The 15,517-nt window shown below is 70.9% G+C and carries 15 protein-coding genes; 8 read left to right on the top strand and 7 right to left on the bottom strand.

Annotation, left to right across the window (positions count from 1 at the left end):
• Positions 1-187: 187 nt before the first annotated feature.
• Positions 188-1,003: a Crp/Fnr family transcriptional regulator gene (locus FQ137_RS03785; RefSeq protein WP_188064761.1), complete on the top strand. Its 816-nt coding sequence runs from the start codon at positions 188-190 to the stop codon at positions 1,001-1,003.
• Positions 1,004-1,087: 84 nt separating this feature from the next.
• Complete coding sequence (locus tag FQ137_RS03790; protein ID WP_149291205.1) at positions 1,088-1,489, top strand: cupin domain-containing protein; 402 nt, start codon at positions 1,088-1,090, stop codon at positions 1,487-1,489.
• 93 nt (positions 1,490-1,582) lie between these two features.
• Here FQ137_RS03790 and FQ137_RS03795 read toward each other — a convergent pair whose 3' ends face one another.
• Both FQ137_RS03795 and FQ137_RS03800 read right to left on the bottom strand, forming a co-directional pair.
• A complete protein-coding gene (locus FQ137_RS03795; protein WP_149291206.1) occupies positions 1,583-3,535 on the bottom strand; it encodes a cation-translocating P-type ATPase in 1,953 nt (650 codons plus the stop codon).
• Positions 3,536-3,811: 276 nt separating this feature from the next.
• Positions 3,812-4,045 (bottom strand): heavy-metal-associated domain-containing protein, encoded by a 234-nt coding sequence (locus FQ137_RS03800; protein WP_149291207.1) that lies wholly within the window; start codon positions 4,043-4,045, stop codon positions 3,812-3,814.
• 228 nt (positions 4,046-4,273) lie between these two features.
• Here FQ137_RS03800 and FQ137_RS03805 point away from each other — a divergent pair, with 228 nt between their 5' ends.
• Together FQ137_RS03805 and FQ137_RS03810 are read left to right on the top strand one after the other, a co-directional pair.
• Positions 4,274-4,957 carry a class I SAM-dependent methyltransferase gene (locus FQ137_RS03805; protein ID WP_149291208.1) on the top strand — a complete coding sequence of 228 codons (684 nt, stop codon included), beginning with the start codon at positions 4,274-4,276 and terminating at the stop codon, positions 4,955-4,957.
• 12 nt (positions 4,958-4,969) lie between these two features.
• The gene (locus FQ137_RS03810; RefSeq protein WP_149291209.1) at positions 4,970-6,226 is read left to right on the top strand and encodes a glutaminase; all 1,257 of its coding nucleotides are present in this window, start codon (positions 4,970-4,972) and stop codon (positions 6,224-6,226) included.
• A 24-nt stretch (positions 6,227-6,250) separates the two neighbouring features.
• On the opposite strand, the gene FQ137_RS03815 is transcribed toward FQ137_RS03810, so the two are convergent.
• The 5 genes from FQ137_RS03815 to FQ137_RS03835 all read right to left on the bottom strand — a co-directional run bounded on the left by FQ137_RS03815 (position 6,251) and on the right by FQ137_RS03835 (position 10,662).
• Positions 6,251-7,180 (bottom strand): patatin-like phospholipase family protein, encoded by a 930-nt coding sequence (locus FQ137_RS03815; RefSeq protein WP_149291210.1) that lies wholly within the window; start codon positions 7,178-7,180, stop codon positions 6,251-6,253.
• Positions 7,181-7,207: 27 nt separating this feature from the next.
• The gene (locus FQ137_RS03820) at positions 7,208-7,645 is read right to left on the bottom strand and encodes a nitroreductase family deazaflavin-dependent oxidoreductase (RefSeq protein ID WP_149291211.1); all 438 of its coding nucleotides are present in this window, start codon (positions 7,643-7,645) and stop codon (positions 7,208-7,210) included.
• A 74-nt stretch (positions 7,646-7,719) separates the two neighbouring features.
• On the bottom strand, positions 7,720-8,937 hold the full coding sequence (locus FQ137_RS03825) for an alpha/beta hydrolase (protein WP_149291212.1): 1,218 nt from the start codon (positions 8,935-8,937) through the stop codon (positions 7,720-7,722).
• A 3-nt stretch (positions 8,938-8,940) separates the two neighbouring features.
• Positions 8,941-9,375: a pyrimidine dimer DNA glycosylase/endonuclease V gene (locus tag FQ137_RS03830; protein WP_149291213.1), complete on the bottom strand. Its 435-nt coding sequence runs from the start codon at positions 9,373-9,375 to the stop codon at positions 8,941-8,943.
• Positions 9,376-9,555: 180 nt separating this feature from the next.
• Positions 9,556-10,662: a glycosyltransferase gene (locus FQ137_RS03835; protein WP_149291214.1), complete on the bottom strand. Its 1,107-nt coding sequence runs from the start codon at positions 10,660-10,662 to the stop codon at positions 9,556-9,558.
• Between the two features lie 196 nt (positions 10,663-10,858).
• Here FQ137_RS03835 and FQ137_RS03840 point away from each other — a divergent pair, with 196 nt between their 5' ends.
• From FQ137_RS03840 to FQ137_RS15510, 4 genes are all read left to right on the top strand, one after another.
• Positions 10,859-11,758: a WcbI family polysaccharide biosynthesis putative acetyltransferase gene (locus FQ137_RS03840; protein WP_149291215.1), complete on the top strand. Its 900-nt coding sequence runs from the start codon at positions 10,859-10,861 to the stop codon at positions 11,756-11,758.
• Positions 11,755-12,762, top strand: coding sequence for a hypothetical protein (locus tag FQ137_RS03845; protein ID WP_255583530.1), 1,008 nt, complete (start codon positions 11,755-11,757; stop codon positions 12,760-12,762). Before FQ137_RS03840 ends, FQ137_RS03845 begins: the two co-directional genes overlap by 4 nt.
• Entirely contained in the window at positions 12,759-14,138 is a 1,380-nt protein-coding gene (locus FQ137_RS03850) for a glycosyltransferase family 2 protein (protein ID WP_255583532.1), read from the top strand. Before FQ137_RS03845 ends, FQ137_RS03850 begins: the two co-directional genes overlap by 4 nt.
• A 102-nt stretch (positions 14,139-14,240) precedes the next feature.
• Positions 14,241-15,509 carry a glycosyltransferase gene (locus tag FQ137_RS15510; protein ID WP_255583534.1) on the top strand — a complete coding sequence of 423 codons (1,269 nt, stop codon included), beginning with the start codon at positions 14,241-14,243 and terminating at the stop codon, positions 15,507-15,509.
• Positions 15,510-15,517 lie beyond the last annotated feature (8 nt).

Genomic DNA, 15,517 nt, shown 5'->3' on the forward strand with positions numbered 1-15,517 from the left:
CGCCGGCAGGCGGATGCGGAGGTCGCCGCACGGTCTTACAGTGCGGCGCAGTCGGTGGTGCGCGGGCCACGGCCGAGCCTCCGTCCCTCGAGGGAGGGGGCGCCTGCTCGCGGGGCGCGATCGCCACGCTGAAGCGAAGCCGGGCCGGCTGCGAAGTGGCAAGGTGGTGAGGGAGGTGGTGAGGGAGATGACCGCGATACCCGAACGCCGCCGGACCCCGCTGCGACCGACCTGCTCCCAACCCCACGCGTGCTCGATCGAGGTGAGGTTGGCGGTTCTGCAACGGACCCCGTTCTTCGCCGACTTGGACTCCGCCGGGATTGCCGAGGTGAACCGACGGGCGATCTCACTGTCGTGGGGGGCCGGCGACGCGGTGTACAGCGAGGGCGAGCGGGCCGGATATCTCTACGTCGTGGCGCACGGCCGGGCCAAGGCGTATCGGGACACCGAGGACGGTAAGACCATTGTGGTGGACCTCCTCGCGCCCGGCGACTTCGCCGGTGGGGTCGACACGCTCGGCACGCCGCGGTACGGCGAGACGGTCGAGGCGATCGACACGCTGTGTGCGCTGAGGATCGGCGCGGAGGACTTCCGTGAGATCCTGATCCGCTACCCGCAGGTGGCCCTGCGGGTGGTCGACTACCTGACCGGGCTGCTCGACGACGCCCGGACCACGGTGACGCATCAGGCCACCCGCACCGTGACCGAGCGGGTGGCCGGAACCCTGTTGCGCATCGCCGACAAGTTCGGGGAGGCGCGTCTCGGGTTCGGCGACTCAGGCTCGGCCGGGACTCTGCTGGAGTTACCGCTGACACGCGCCGACCTCGCTGGGATGACGGGGTCCACAGCCGAGTCGGTGTCGCGGGTGATGAGCCGACTTCGCCGGGAGGGGATCATCGACTCCGGTCGCCGCTGGACCGCGGTGCTCGACCGGGAGCGGTTGGCCGCGATCGCGGGCCACGCCGAGCACCCGCAGCTCTTCGGGCAGCCTCGCCTACCTTGAAAGTGCCCCGGGAAAGGCCGACACTCGGTGGGGAACGCTGGCCGCTGACCGCCGCGTGAACCCGACTATCGAACAGGAATATTGATGAGCCCCACAGACCACGGCCCGAACCCTTTCGTCGTCGACATCGAGGACGCCACGCTCGCCAACGACAACTACCGGACCACCCTGTGGACGGGATCGCACATGCAGCTCACCGTCATGAGCATCAAACCCGGGGATGACATCGGACTCGAGGTCCACGAGGACCACGACCAGTTCCTGCGCGTCGAGGCAGGCACAGGCCGCGTCGAGATGGGGCCCGCGAAGGACCAGCTCGACTACGTCCGCGAGGTCTCCGACGACTGGGTCATCCTCGTCCCCGCCGGGAGCTGGCACAACGTCACCAACACCGGTGACCAGGACCTCAAGGTGTACTCCCTGTACGCGCCGCCGGAGCACGCGCACGGCACGGTCCACCCGACCAAGGCGGACGGCGCCCACTGACCTGACGAGACGCCTCGGGCCCGGTTCGGTGACTCACCGGACCGGGCCCGAGGCGTCGTTCGAGGTCAAGCCATCGTCGATCTCAGGCCGAAATCATGCCGGGACGACCTCGCGGTGGTCCCCGCCGCTCACCCTGGAGACGACGGCGCGGTTCGCGCCGGCCCGCCTGCGCATCAAGCGCATCGCGTTGACGATCACGACCAGCACAGACGCCTCGTGGACGAGCATGCCGATCGACATGGTCACTCCGCCGGCGAAGACACCGGCCAGCAAGACGACGACGGTGATCATCGCGATGGCGATGTTCTGACGCATCACCGACACGGTGCGCTTGGCTAGATCGATGGCGTGCGGCAGCTTCAGCAGGTCATCGCCCATGAGCGCGATGTCCGCGGTCTCCACTGCTACCGCCGACCCGGCGGCGCCCATCGCGACACCGATGTCCGCGGTGGCCAGCGCTGGGGCGTCATTGACGCCGTCGCCGACCATGGCCACGGTGTGGCCCGCCCGCTGCAGCTCAGTGACCGCATCCAGCTTGTCCTCCGGCAGGAGGCCCGCCCGGATCTCGTCCACACCGGTCGCCGCGCCTACCGCCTCCGCGACCAGCGGGACGTCGCCGGTGAGCATGATGACTTTCTCGACACCGGATTCGTGGAGTTGCGCGACCATGTCGGCGGCATCGGCGCGGATGGTGTCCGCTACCGCGATGACACCGGCCACCTCGTCGTCGACAGCGATGATCATCGGGGTCTTGCCGTCGCGGGCGAAATCCTCTGCCGCCCGTGCCGCCCCGCCGTCGTCGGCGATCCCGAACTCGTCCAGGAGTGCCTGGTTGCCGATGAGGACGCGATGCCCGTCGACCTGCGCTGTCAGTCCCTTACCCGCGACGGGCCGGACAGACTCTGGGGTGTCGTAGGCGATCCCCTCCGCCGAGGCCGCCTCGAGGATCGGGCGAGCCAGCGGGTGTTCGGAGCCGGCTTCACCGCCCGCGGCCAGCGCCAGGACGTCGGCGCGGTTCCTGCCCGGGGCGAGGACGAGGACATCTGTCAGCTCGGGGCGCCCCTCGGTGAGGGTGCCGGTCTTATCGACGGCGACGACGTCGATCTTCGCCGAGGTCTCCAGGTACTCGCCGCCCTTGATGAGGATGCCGTTGCGGGCCGCCCGGCCGATGCCGGCGACGATCGCGACGGGGATCGAGATGACCAGTGCTCCCGGGCAGCCGATCACCAGCAGGGTCAGTGCCAGCACCACGTCACCGCTGATCAGGCCCGCGACCAGCGCGAGCACCATGATGCCCGGGGTGTACCACTTGGAGAAGCGGTCGATGAAGCTCTGGGTTCGGGCCTTTGCGTCCTGGGCTTCCTCGACGCGGTGGATGATCCGCGCCAGGGTGGTGTCCGCGCCGATTCCGGTCGCCAGCACGTGGAGGAACCCCCCACGGGACACTGTGCCGGCGAACACCTGGTCCCCCTTGGACTTCTCCACGGGGATCGACTCGCCGGTGATCGAGGCCTCGTCGAGTGCACCCGACCCGGCGACGACCTGACCATCCACAGGAACCTTTGCGCCGTTCTTGACCAGCACGATCTCGCCCTGCCGGACTTGACCGGCCGGGACCTCCACCTGGTCGCCGTCCCGCATGACCACCGCGACGTCAGGTGCGACGGCCACGAGCTCAGCCAGGGCAGAGCGGGTCTTGTTGAGGGTGGCCGACTCCAGGGCGTGGCCGATGGCGAACAAGAAGGTGACGGCGGCCGCCTCCCAGTAGTTGCCGATGATGATCGCACCGATCGCCGCGACCGAGACCAACAGGTCGATCCCGATGTGGCGGACGAGTAGGGCGTCGACGGCCTTCTTGACGATTGGCGCGCCAGCCACGACCGCGGCGGCGAGCATGAACGCATCGCCCAGCACCGCCCCGTCGGCGGCCAGCCCGCGCAAATCCGTGCCCGCGACACCGGACGCGATGAACGATCCGATGATGAGCAGACCTGACAGGATCGGGACGAACCAACGTCCGTAAATCCATCCGCGAATAGTAGTCATAACCCTCTCCTCAACAAATCCGGTCCACCGGTGTGAGACGGCATTCCCGCCCCTTTTTTCGGGACCTGATGACGTCACCATACGAATGGACCGGGAAAACAAACATGACGGTGATCAATTAATCGCAATCGGGGTCGCGAGCGTCCGCACGGTTCGGAATGTGTGGAGACGCGACTGCGCCGCCCCGGGGACCGGAGTCCTCAGGGCGGCGGGGCGGTGGGGCAGTGAGCGGGCGTGGTGACTCAGAAGGTGCGGTGACTCAAGAGGCGCGGTGACTCAGAAGGCGCTGGGACGCGCCTTGTAACCGGCCTTGGCGACGGCAGCCACGATGTCCTCGACGCTGGAGACCTCGGGGTCGTGATCGACCTCGATCCGTGAGGAGGCGAAGTGCACCTCCACCGACCCGACCCCCTTGAGCCGCCCGACCTGCTTCTCGATCTTGGATACACAGGACGGGCAGGAGAACCCCTCCGCACGCAAGACACTGTGGATGACATTCTTGACAGCCATGACGTTCCCTTTCTTCTCGGTCGCGGTCGGCGCCTTCTGCGCCGATCAACTCTCAAGTTATCGGGTGTCATAAAGTCGGACACTGACGCAGATCAATTAACCGCATGCGGTTTTCCGGCGCCCCACTTTCCACCATTCCGGTTCGTCTTTCTGCTAATCATGACGACAATGGGAAAGGGCCCGGTCCCTCAGCGGGGCGGGCTCATCCGGTGAAAGGCAGGGAATCTGATGAGTCCGACACGCAATGAGCGGCATGGCGATGCGGCGAGGGCCCGTGGACGCGCGACGAGCGAGGACGTCGCCCGGGCCTACGGGGAGCGCGCGGATGCGCTGGCCCACGTGCTCGGCAGGACGGTGGCTCCCGACGACCCCGACCGCGGGATCATCGAATCGTGGGCGAGTGGCGTCCCCGGGCGGATCCTCGACGTCGGCTCGGGCACGGGGCGATGGACCGCGCACCTCGCGGCACGAGGGCACGCAGTCGAGGGACTCGAGCCCGCCGCTCCGTTCGTCGACATGGCCCGGGAGTCCTTCCCCGCGGTGACCTTCCGGCACGCACAGGTCTCCGACCTGGACGAGACGGACGACCGGTGGGCCGGAATCCTGGCCTGGTACTCGCTCATCCACATGGATGACCGGGAGCTTCCCGCGGCGCTCGCGACTCTGCACCGGGTGCTCGAGGCGGACGGGCACCTGCTCCTATCGTTCTTCTCCGGCTCCGACTACGCGCCGATCGCCCATCCGGCAGCGACGGCGTATCTCTGGCCGATGGACGACATGGTCACCGCGCTGGATAGGGCCGGATTCCGGATCACCGGTCAGCGGACGATGCCGGGGGCGCCGCACGCCGTCGTGACCGCCCGGGCCGTCGCCCGACAGCCATCCGTCGACGGCCGGTCCGATCGGTCATGACACGCTGGTGACGTGAAGACGCCGGTACCTGACTATCTGCTCGAAATCCGTAATGCCTGCTCGGTCGGCGATGACGGTCAGCTCGCCGACTACATCCCCGAACTCGCGGCCGTGGACCCCGACCGGTTCGCGGTGGCCGCCTGCACGATGGACGGCATCGTCTACACCGCTGGCGACGCCGACGCGGAGTTCACCATCCAGTCGATGAGCAAGCCGTTCGCCTACGCTCTGGCCCTGCGGGATCGCGGGATCGAGGCGGTGCTGAAGAAGGTCCAGGTGGAGCCGTCCGGCGACGCGTTCAACCAGATCTCCCTGGACCGCGAGACGGGCCGGCCCCGCAATCCGATGATCAACATCGGCGCCATCACCACACACACGCTCGTAGGGCCGGAGGATGCCACCGGGGAGGAACGCGACCAGGCGCTGTATGAGGGGCTCTCGGCGTTCGCGGGGCGGCCACTCGAAGTGCATTCGGCCGTGCTGGACTCCGAGTTGCGCACGGCCTTCCGTAACCGGGCCATGGCCAACCTGGTGCGGGCCGGCGAGATCATCGACGTGGACCCCGATGAGGCGGTCCGCGGTTACACGCGGCAGTGTGCCTATCGGGTGACTGTGCGGGATCTGGCGGTGATGGCGGTGACGCTGGCGACGGGGGGCGTCAATCCGGTCACGCACGAGCGGGTGGTGTCGGCGCGGGTCGCCCGGCAGGTGCTCGCCGTGATGGCGACCTGCGGGATGTACGACGCCGCCGGCGACTGGATGTCCACGGTCGGGATCCCGGCGAAGAGCGGGGTGTCCGGGGGGATCCTCGGTGCCCTGCCCGGGCAGGTCGGTCTCGGTGTGTTCTCCCCGCGGCTCGACGAGCACGGTCACAGTGTCGAGGGCGTGCGCACCTTCGAGCGGCTGTCCCGCGACCTCGAGTTGCACCTGATGAACACCACCGTCACGGAGGTGGAGGCGGTCCGTTCGGTGCGGTTCGACGAGGTCTCCGGGCGGCGCACCTTCCGGCTCCAGGGGCCCATGACGTTCGCCAGTGCCGAGCAGGTGCTGCGGCGTCTCGCCGAGATCCCCGAGGGGCCAGGGGAGGTGACCCTGGACTTCAGTCGCGTGTCGTCGGTCAACTCCAGCGCACGCCGCATGCTGCTTGAAGCGATGCGTCGACTGTCGGTCGACGGTCACGTCGTGGGGCTGGCGGACCCGGGCAGACGCCTGCCCCAGCCGGACCTGGGTGACGGGACTCGACCGGTCACCAGGCGCGCGGCGCGGTAGCCGGAGCTCGTTTCGGGGGCGGGGTCATACGGCGGCCCCGTTCGCGGCCAGGGCAGTGCGGACCGTGTCCGGTGCGGTCCTCATCGAGTGCTCGAACGCAGGCACCCGGCGGGAGGCGTTCATGAAATGGGCACTCAACCCGGCGAGGTCGGTGGGAGTGGGCAGAATCGGGACAACGGTGGTCCCGCGCGCGCGGGCGGCGGCGATCTCGGCGTGCAGGACGGTGGACATCGGGCGGCGGATCAGCCGGTATTCGATGCGGCCCCCGGCGCCGGGGATGCGGACGCCGGGAGCCGAAGCCATCGGGGCGATCACGTAGACGAGATCGGCGTCCTCGGGTGTGATCAGGTCGACGGATGCGGTCGAACCCATGCCGCCGTCGACGAAGATCCTGTCGCCGACGGGGACCGGTGGCATCCACCCCGGGGTCGCCCACGAGGCCCGCAACGCCTCGCCGACGGTGGCGATCGGTGAGCCTGGGGCGCCGAACAGGACCCGTTCACCGGCCCGCACGTCGTAAGCGACCATCCAGGCCGCCGGGTGGGGGAGCCAGGCCCCGACCTCGAAGCCCTCGGCCAGCCGCTGCAGCCAGCTGGCGTCACCGCGGCCGGTGGGCGCGATACCGGCGAAGGCGGCCAGCCCGGAATGCGTGCGGAGCAGGCGGGGATTGAGCAGGGGTAGCCGGGGCCGGGGCGGTCGCCCAGGCGGGACGGAGGCGATGTGTTCACGGAGCCTCGGGTCGCACGCCTGCCAGCGCTGCATACACACCAGCTCGTCGACCCCTACGCCGCCGGCGAGCATGGTCACCAACTCGGCCCCAGCCGAGGTCCCCAGCAGGACGTCCGCCTCGCGGGGGTCGAATCCTGTCTGTTCGGTGAGGGCGTGAAGGGCAGCGATCATCCACGCGCCGCCGATCGTGCCGCCGCAGCCGAGGATGAGGGCGGTTCGGCTCATCCGGCGGCCTCCTCGTTCTGCCCCCGGTTAATCTCGGGGCTCCAGTACGAACACGGGAATCGTCCGATCCGTGTTCTCCTGGTAGTCGCGGTAGTCCGGGTACACCGCGACCGCCCGATCCCACCACTGATCGCGCTCGGCGCCGCTGAGTTCGCGGGCCGTGTAGTCACCGACCCGATCCTTGTCTCGGACCTCCACGTGCGGGTCGGCCTTGATGTTCCAGTACCAGACCGGGTGGGTGGGGGCCCCGCCCAGCGAGGCGACCGCTGCGTACGATCCCTCGTGCTCCACGCGCATCAGAGGAGTTTTGCGGAGCTTGCCGGACTTGCGACCGACCGAGGTCACGATGACCACGGGGATACCGGCGAGGTCGCTACCCTCGGCCCCGTCGGTCTTCTCGTAGGTCTCGACCTGCATCCGCACCCACTCGCTGGGACTGGGCTCGTACTCGCCGCTCAGTGGCATGTGTACTCCTCGGTCGTGGGCATCCTTCGGCTGGTAGGGACACTACGCTGGGGCGGGGGCGGCCGAGGGGACGTTCATGCGAGATGGTCGGTGAAGCGTGCGACCGCCTCGACCACCGCGAGATACCGGGGTGACCGTACCGCGTCGAACCCGTGTTGGGCCCCGCGGAGTTCGGCGTAGACCACCGGGTTCGGCGACCCCGAGCGCAGATGCCGCACCAACCGCCTCGAGCCTTTGACCGGCGTGTATGTGTCGTGGGTGCCGTGAATGATCGCCACCGGCGGCGCGCTGGTGGCCGGGTGCCGTACCGGGTCGGAGATATCCTTGGACTCGCGACCTAGACGGCCGTAGTAGCCGTATAGTCCGACCGCGCCGTCGATCGCGGTGTCGGCGCCGGTGAACCCGGGTTGGAAGCGTGCGTCGCCCGCGGTGAGGGCAGCCATCATCGCGATGTGTGCGCCGGCCGAGCTGCCCGCAACCACGATTGGCGCGCCCGCTGGGATCCCGTGGGACGGGCCCTCGGTGCGGACCCAGTGGATGAGCCGCTTGATGTCCACCAGGTGCTGCGGGAATCCCGACTCCGGCGTGGAGGACAGGTGGTAGGTGGTGCTGATCGCCGCCCACCCGCGCCGCGCGTGGTCGAAGAGCATGGCCCGTGACTCCCGGCTCGGCCCGCCGGCCCTGAAGTGTCCACCGTGGATGTGGATGAGCACGCCGCGGGCCGCGCGGCCTGTGGCACCGCTCGAGTACTCCTCGACAAGGCCGTCTGCACCGGTGTAAAGATCGAATCGGTTGGCCGTCGGGTCCGGCCCGTAGATCATGCCCCGGCGGGCCCGCACTTCTCGCGGGCGCAGCGGCCACGGGCGGAGCAGCACCACCGGCCAGGGCGTGCGGGGGAGGGGTAAGGGGCTCGTCGTCGTCGCTCTCGTCGTCACCCCTCCCGCGCCGCCCGCGCCTCCGTCGCTCAATCCCTCGCGCAGGGCGCGGTCGAGGGCGGCCCGCGCAGCGAGGTGACGTGCCACCACCACGCCGAGCCCCGCCCAGGTCAGCGCAGCCATCCCGACACCCACGCGGTCCGAGGCGCGGCGGCGTCGCCGGGCCAGCACGGGGGCGGTCGCGGCTCCCACCACGGCGCCGACGTGGAGCGGAAGCTCCTGCGCGGGCAGGCTCCACACCCAGCCCGCGGTGGCGGCGGCGAACGGGCGACGGATCGGCCGCAAGGCCAGGGCGGCGGATACCGCGGCGGGCGCGATCAGCACGGGCAGCGGCACGCGGGCGGACGGTCTCGGCATGATTCAGGCCTCCGGTAGGGATGCCCGTTCCCAGGCGGCCACCGGCCCCGGGACCAGGTCGAACATCGGATGGGGATGCGGCGCGACGAGCTGGTCCAGCCACGGCGGGTCGCGTTCGATCACCTTCGCACGCAGGTGGGCCCACTCCAACGCGAGCTGCCCGTCGGTGAGCGGGAGCCGGTCAGGGCCGGGAGGCAGGACGACGCGGTCGCGGTCGAATCGGTAGCCGCGCGCGTCGGCGGCGTCGGCGAGCCCGTGCAGCCAGGTGGCGACCCCCGCGACCGGATCGACCAGGGTGCGGAAGCGCTCGAGCTGCGGATGGCTCCGATAGCCCGTGGTCAGCCCGCGGAGAACTTTCTGGGCCAGGAGCCCCTCGCGCCACCCGGCGACCAGCGCCGCGCGGTCGAGCAGGATCGGATCGATGCTCCACAGGCGCATTCCGGCGAGTATAGGTGCGCACGGTGCTGCCGCAGGGAGCGAACGAGGAGACCGCCATGACGACGACGCCGACCATCGACGAGGTTATGGCCTACCCGCCCGCGCGGAGTCACTGCGTGCAGCGTTCTCCCAGGAGCCGATCGAAGATCCGATGACTGAGTGACTCCACGAGGCCGGGGGCTACCTCGTCGCTGCAGCGGAGACGGCTCGCCGGTAGAGCTCGAGGTGAGCGCCGGCGACCGAGCCGTCCTCAGCCTCAGGCGATCGCGGCGTGACGGGCGGGCCATCGAGGGCGGATACCAGCGCGCGACGCAGGTCCTTCGCAATGGCGGCCGGGTCGTCGAGGGCGGGGTTGTAGAGAGCCGGGTTGTAGAGGGCCGGGGCCGGGGCGTGAACGGCGGAGTTTCCAAGGGCAGCCCCGGTGGCCCACTGCTCGGCCAGATACCCGATCCGCGGGACGACCGGCGGCACACCGAGGTCGCGGCACAGCTCCAACCAGCCGGAATGCGTCCCGTGACGGTGCGGGAGCACGAGCGCGTCGAACCCGGCCAGGACTGCGCACAGCTCGGCGTCGGTCAGGTGCTCGTGCGCCCGCACCTCGACGTCAGGGTGGGCGTCCAGCCGGTCGAGTTCGACCGCGGCGGCGTGACGGGGGTGCTCGGGATCGCGCGCGGCGGACAGCGCATCTGAGCGGACCATCACCGTCAGTCGCGTGTCGTCCGGCAGCGCCGCGACCAGCGGGGCGACAAGCTCATCGACGGCCACGCCGGCCCGCAGCGAGCCCAGCGCCAGGCCCACCATGCGGCGGGTAGATCGGGTGAGGCGGGTGAGCCGCAATGGTTCCGTGACCTCGGTCGGCATGAGCCGGGGATGAGGTATGACCTGTGCGTCGACGCCCCAGCGTTCACGGATCTCCGCGGCGGCGCCCTCGGTCAGCGTGATCACCGCGTCGGCGCCCCGCACCAGGTGGCCGGTCCGTTCGAGGTGGGCGGCGGGATCGGGCTCGTGGGGGTTGGTCAGGTCGTGCACGGTGACAACAAGCGGCATGGCCCGTGAGCGGAGCGCCGCGACGAAGTCAGCGATCTGGTCGGGGGTGCGGTGCTCGTAGCCGAAGTGCACGTGGACGAGGTCGGCGCCGTCGAGAACATCGGGCCGCTCGGCGGCTTCCAGGGTCGGGTGCGGCCACCAGCGGGCGGGCTCGGCCGGGTCCAGCACGGGATCGTCGAGGACGGTGAGGCCGGCTGCGGGCGAGATGGCGTGCCGGACGTAGTCATGCCCGGCCGGCACGGAGCGTACCCGGACCGGCGGAGGCGGTGCCGGGGTCGACCGCAGCCCCTGATGCGCCGACGACTGCGTCGCCCACTGCGACGACGACTGCGGCGCCCGGGGTGGCCACGGGATCGGGGGAGAGCCAGAGTTCACCCCGCCACCGTGCCACGTCTGCCGGTTGCCGCCACCTGAGCCGCTGCCTAGCCTCAGCGCAGTGAGCATCCCCGACCGGCCGACCGTCATGGTGATCGGCAATTGCCAGGCGGACGTCTACCGCGACCTGCTGCGTACCTCGGACGAGGTCCGTGTGGTGGACGTCCGGCCGGTGTACGAGATGACGGCCGAGGACATCCCGGACCTGCACGCCGACCTCGCCCGCACCGATGTGCTCATCGTCCAACCCGTCCGCGACGACTACCGCGACCTGCCCCTCGGCCACCGCCAGTTCGCTGCGCGGCTGCGGGCCTCGGCCACGATCATCCTGGTCCCGGTCCTCCGCTACGCCGGCCTGCACCCCTACCAGGTGCTGGTCCGCCCACCCCGCGACCGCTCACTGGTCCCGCCGGTCGCGCCGTATCACGACCTGCGGACACTCGTCGCTGCCGCGACCGGCGACCTCAGCGTGCTCGACTCTGCGCCGACCCCCGAGCAGGCGACGGCCGCGGCCCGTGAATCCGTCGAGGCGCTGCGCGTGCGCGAGCAGGCCCACGGCACGCTGGTCGCCTCCGACCTGCTCGAGGGCTATCCGCGCTGGCACACCATCAATCACCCCGACCGGGGCACGCTGGCCACGGTGTTCGACCGCATCGTCGAGCGTGTGCCCGCCGGCCTCCTCAGCGATCCGCCCCGTATCGGGGACCGCGAACCCCTCGGCGCCACCCGCGCACCGGTGGAACACGCGGTCGAACGGGCGCTCGGCCTCATCGGCAGGGGGGCGGACCCGGACGACGCCACCGGCGGAGCGCGCGGCGGAGAGTGGCTGGTGGACGGCGCCCCGGTGCCCAGCCGCGAGATCGTCGAGGCGCACCTCGCCTGGTACGCGGCCACGCCCGACGTGGTCGAGGAGGGCCTGCGACGGCACTCCGCCCGCATCGAACTGTTGGGGCTGAGGTGACCGGCCCGCGTGCCGGCGCGGTGAGCGCGCCGCTGACGATCGCGCTGGGGCCGCCCGAACACGGGGTCACGCGGTTCGCCGTGGACTGTGCTCGCGCTGCGGGGACGACACTGCTCGAGGTCACCGACGTCTCCGCGCTGCCGGCTGCCCTCTCCGAACACCCCGGGGCGCCGGTGCACCTGCATGTCACCGATCCGCTGTTCGGAGCGACCCCAGACGACGCTGCTGCACATATAGAGAATGTGGCCGGTGCCCGCGCTGTCGCCGTCACCTTGCACGATGTGCCCCAGCCGGCCGAGGGGCTTGAGCGGTGCCGGCGACGGACGCATGCCTACCAGCGGATCGCAGGCGTGGCTGGGCTGGTGGTGGTGAGTTCTGAGCATGAGCAAAGCCTGTGTGCGGATGCGAGCATCGTCGTCGATGCGGTGATCCCCCTACCGGTGCCCGACCTGGCGCCGCCCGCCAGCCTCGCCCCCGACTCGCGCTCGGTGGGCGTGTTCGGTTTCCTGCATCCCGGCAAGGCTGTCGACGTGGTCGCCGAGGCGGTGGCCGCTCTCGCCGCCGCGGGGGACAACCGGGTGTCACTACGTCTGTTGGGTCAGCCCGCCGAGGGGCACGAGGACTACGTCCGCGCCGCGCTGGAAACGGTCCGGGCGGCCGGCGGTGGGGCCGAGCTGACGGGACGGATCGACGACGACGACCTCGCGCGCGTCCTCGGCGAGGTAACCGTGCCCGTTGCCCTGTTCCGGAACGTGTCGGCGTCGGGCTCACTCAATACCTGGGCGGCTGCGGGGCGTCGCCCCCTGGTCTACGACGCGGACTACACGCGCGAGACGCAGCGCAGGAATCCCGGGTCCCTGCTTCTGACCGGCGGGGACGATCTCGCGGGCGACCTGCGGCGACTCCTCGACGACCCAGCGCCCACCCGGCGCCCGGCCGCACCGTCGGGAATGGCCGAGCTCGGCCGGGCGTACCGGCGGGCGTGGGAGCGGTGGCTCGCGTGAACGGCCGTGTGGACGTGGTGATCCCGTACTACCGGGACCAGAAGATGCTCGACCGCATCCTGGAGGCGCTGCGACGCCAGACCGGCCTAGATGGGTTCGGCGCCGGCGGAGTCGGGCTCGCTGGGGTCGGGCCCGGGGCGGACTGCTTCGCGCCGGCGTTGCGGGTGATCGTCGCGGACGACGGCTCGCCGACCCCGCCGGTCGTCCCGCCCGAGGTGACGGTCGTGCGCCAGGATGACCGCGGTTTTCGTGCCTCCGCCGCCCGCCACCTCGGTGCGCAGGCCGGCGACGGCGACCTCCTGCTGTTCCTCGACGGTGACACCGTGCCCGCCCCCGGCTACGTCGTTACCCTGTGCGCGGCACTGGCGGGCAACCCGGATCTGCTGGTGGTGGGTCGTCGCCGGTACGGCCGGTTCGCCGACACCCCGCCCGGGGCCGAGCCCGCGCTCGAGCCGGAGGAGATTCTTCCCGACCCGACCTGGCCCGCGGCCTTCTACGCCGAGACCGCAGGTCTCACCCGCGGCGAGGATCTGTGGCGCGGGGTGTTGTCCGCGGTGTGCGGACTATCCCGCCGCCTCTACGACCTGGCGGGCGGATTCGATCCGGACGTCGTGGGCTACGGCGGTGAGGACTGGGAACTGGCGTGGCGCTGCGAACAGGCCGGCGGCCGCTTGCGCTACGTACCCGACGCGGTGGCCTGGCACGACGGGCCGGACTGGGCCGGCCGCGCGGTCTGCGGAGACCACTCGGAGGCCACGGCGCGCCTCGCCGCGGAACTCGCCCGGAAGAACGCCGAATCCGCGCGACTGGCCGGTCTCATCGCATCGCCCCTCACCCGCCCGGCCAGCGGGATCTTCGCCCTGCCGTCGATCGCGGTCCACGTCCACGCCGCCGGGCCCGCCTTCACGGGAACGGGCTCCACCGCCGCGACCTGCCTCTCCCTGCTGGACTGGGGCGACGTATCCGTGACCGTCGATCCCGCCACACCCGACGCCGCGATGATCGCCGAGCTCTTCGCCGACGACCCCCGGGTGAACCTCGGAGGGCGAAGTTCATCGTGGCAGGAGAGGGCGCCGGGGGCGGGTCCTCGTCGTCGTCCCCCCGTCCTCGTCGACGTCCTGCGTCCCTGCACGCTCGGGTCGCTCGACCCGCGGCGCCTGCGCGCGCTGTGTCCCCCCGTGGGAGGCGTGACCCTGAACGACGACGAGGGCCGCGGTCTCGCGCGAATCCGCAGTGCGCGGGCGGTGGCGCGGGAGCAGGAATGGGGTGAGCAACCACCCGGGGAGGCTTCGATCCCGGCGTCGGACGTCGGGGTCCGCGGTGCCGGTGGCGACGGTGCAGGCGTGCGGCTCGAGCAAGTACTCGGTGGTTGGTGAGCCCCGGGGGTAGCTATCGGTGGCGGAGGGGCCCCCAGGGGGCCACCATCAGGTCCTGACACCTCCCGCACCCACCGGGGGTGACGCGACGAGAGGGGGCCCGTGGACAACCGTGACGAGCAGCGACTCGACATCGCAGTGATCGGCCCGTCGCGGTTCCCGATCAGGGAGCCGTACGCCGGTGGGCTCGAGGTGGTAGTGGCCAAAGAGGTGCGGGCCCTGCGCGAGCGCGGACACCGCGTCACGTTGTACGCAGCCGCCGGGAGCGACGGCCACGACCGCCGTGTCGAGTTCACCACCCTGGCCGCCGCCACCGGACGTGGTGACAGCTACTACCCGCCCGGTGGGTACGAGGCCGACGCCGCGGAATTCGAGCGGGTCATGGACCACGTGGCGGTGTCCGGTTTCGACGTCGTACTCAACCACAGCCTGTCGCACGTCCCCCTGGTCCGCGCGGCCGAGATGGGCACGCCGATGATCACTACCCTGCACTGCCCGCAGATCACGCAGATGCAGGAGGCCTTCGATCGTTTGGGGGCGGCCACCGGCGAGGTGCTCGCGGTGAGTCACTCCGTGCTCGGGTCCTGGCGGGTGCCCCACGGCGCGGAGGTGCTGCCCAACGGTGTGGACCTGCAGGAATGGGGGCCCCGGGCTGGAGCGACGGCCCGAACCGTTACCGGTAAGGCGATCCGGCCCACCACCGGTACGACGGTCCGGCCCACCACCGGTACGACGGTCCGGCCCGCCCCAGGTACGGCCGCCCGGTCGGCCGTCGGGCGCGCTGCCCGGCCCCACGACCTGCCCCACGACCGGCCCCACGACCGGCCCCACGATCGGCACCGTGCCGTGTGGACCGGCCGGATCGTGCCCGAGAAGGGCCCGCATCTGGCGGTCGAGGCCGCCCTCCGCGCCGGACTCGGACTCGACCTCGCCGGTCGTATCGGCGATAACCACTACATGGAAAGTGTGCTCGCGCCCCGGTTGCGCGACGCCGGTGACACCGTCCGGTACCACGGTCCGCTCCGTCGGGACGAGATGGTGCCGCTGGTCGCGTCGGCCTCGGTCGCGCTGGTCACCCCATGCTGGGAAGAGCCGTTCGGGCTGACCGCCGTCGAGGCGTTGGCCTGTGGCACCCCGGTGGTGGCCCTGGCACGCGGCGGGATCCGGGAGGTCCTGTTCGGTCAGCCCGGCGTCGTGCTGGTGCACTCGGGGCGCGACCCGGTGTCCGCACTCGCGGCCGGCATCCCCGCCGCGCTGACCCTGCCCCGCGTCGAGATCGCACGGGCCGCAGCCGCCGCGTTTTCCCACGACGCCCGCATCGACTCCCTCGAGGCGCGGCTGCACGGGCTGCTAGTGGGTGCCGCCTCGTGATTGGCGTG

The organism is Dietzia sp. ANT_WB102 (genome assembly GCF_008369165.1).
In the GTDB taxonomy this organism is placed as follows: Bacteria; Actinomycetota; Actinomycetes; order Mycobacteriales; family Mycobacteriaceae; genus Dietzia.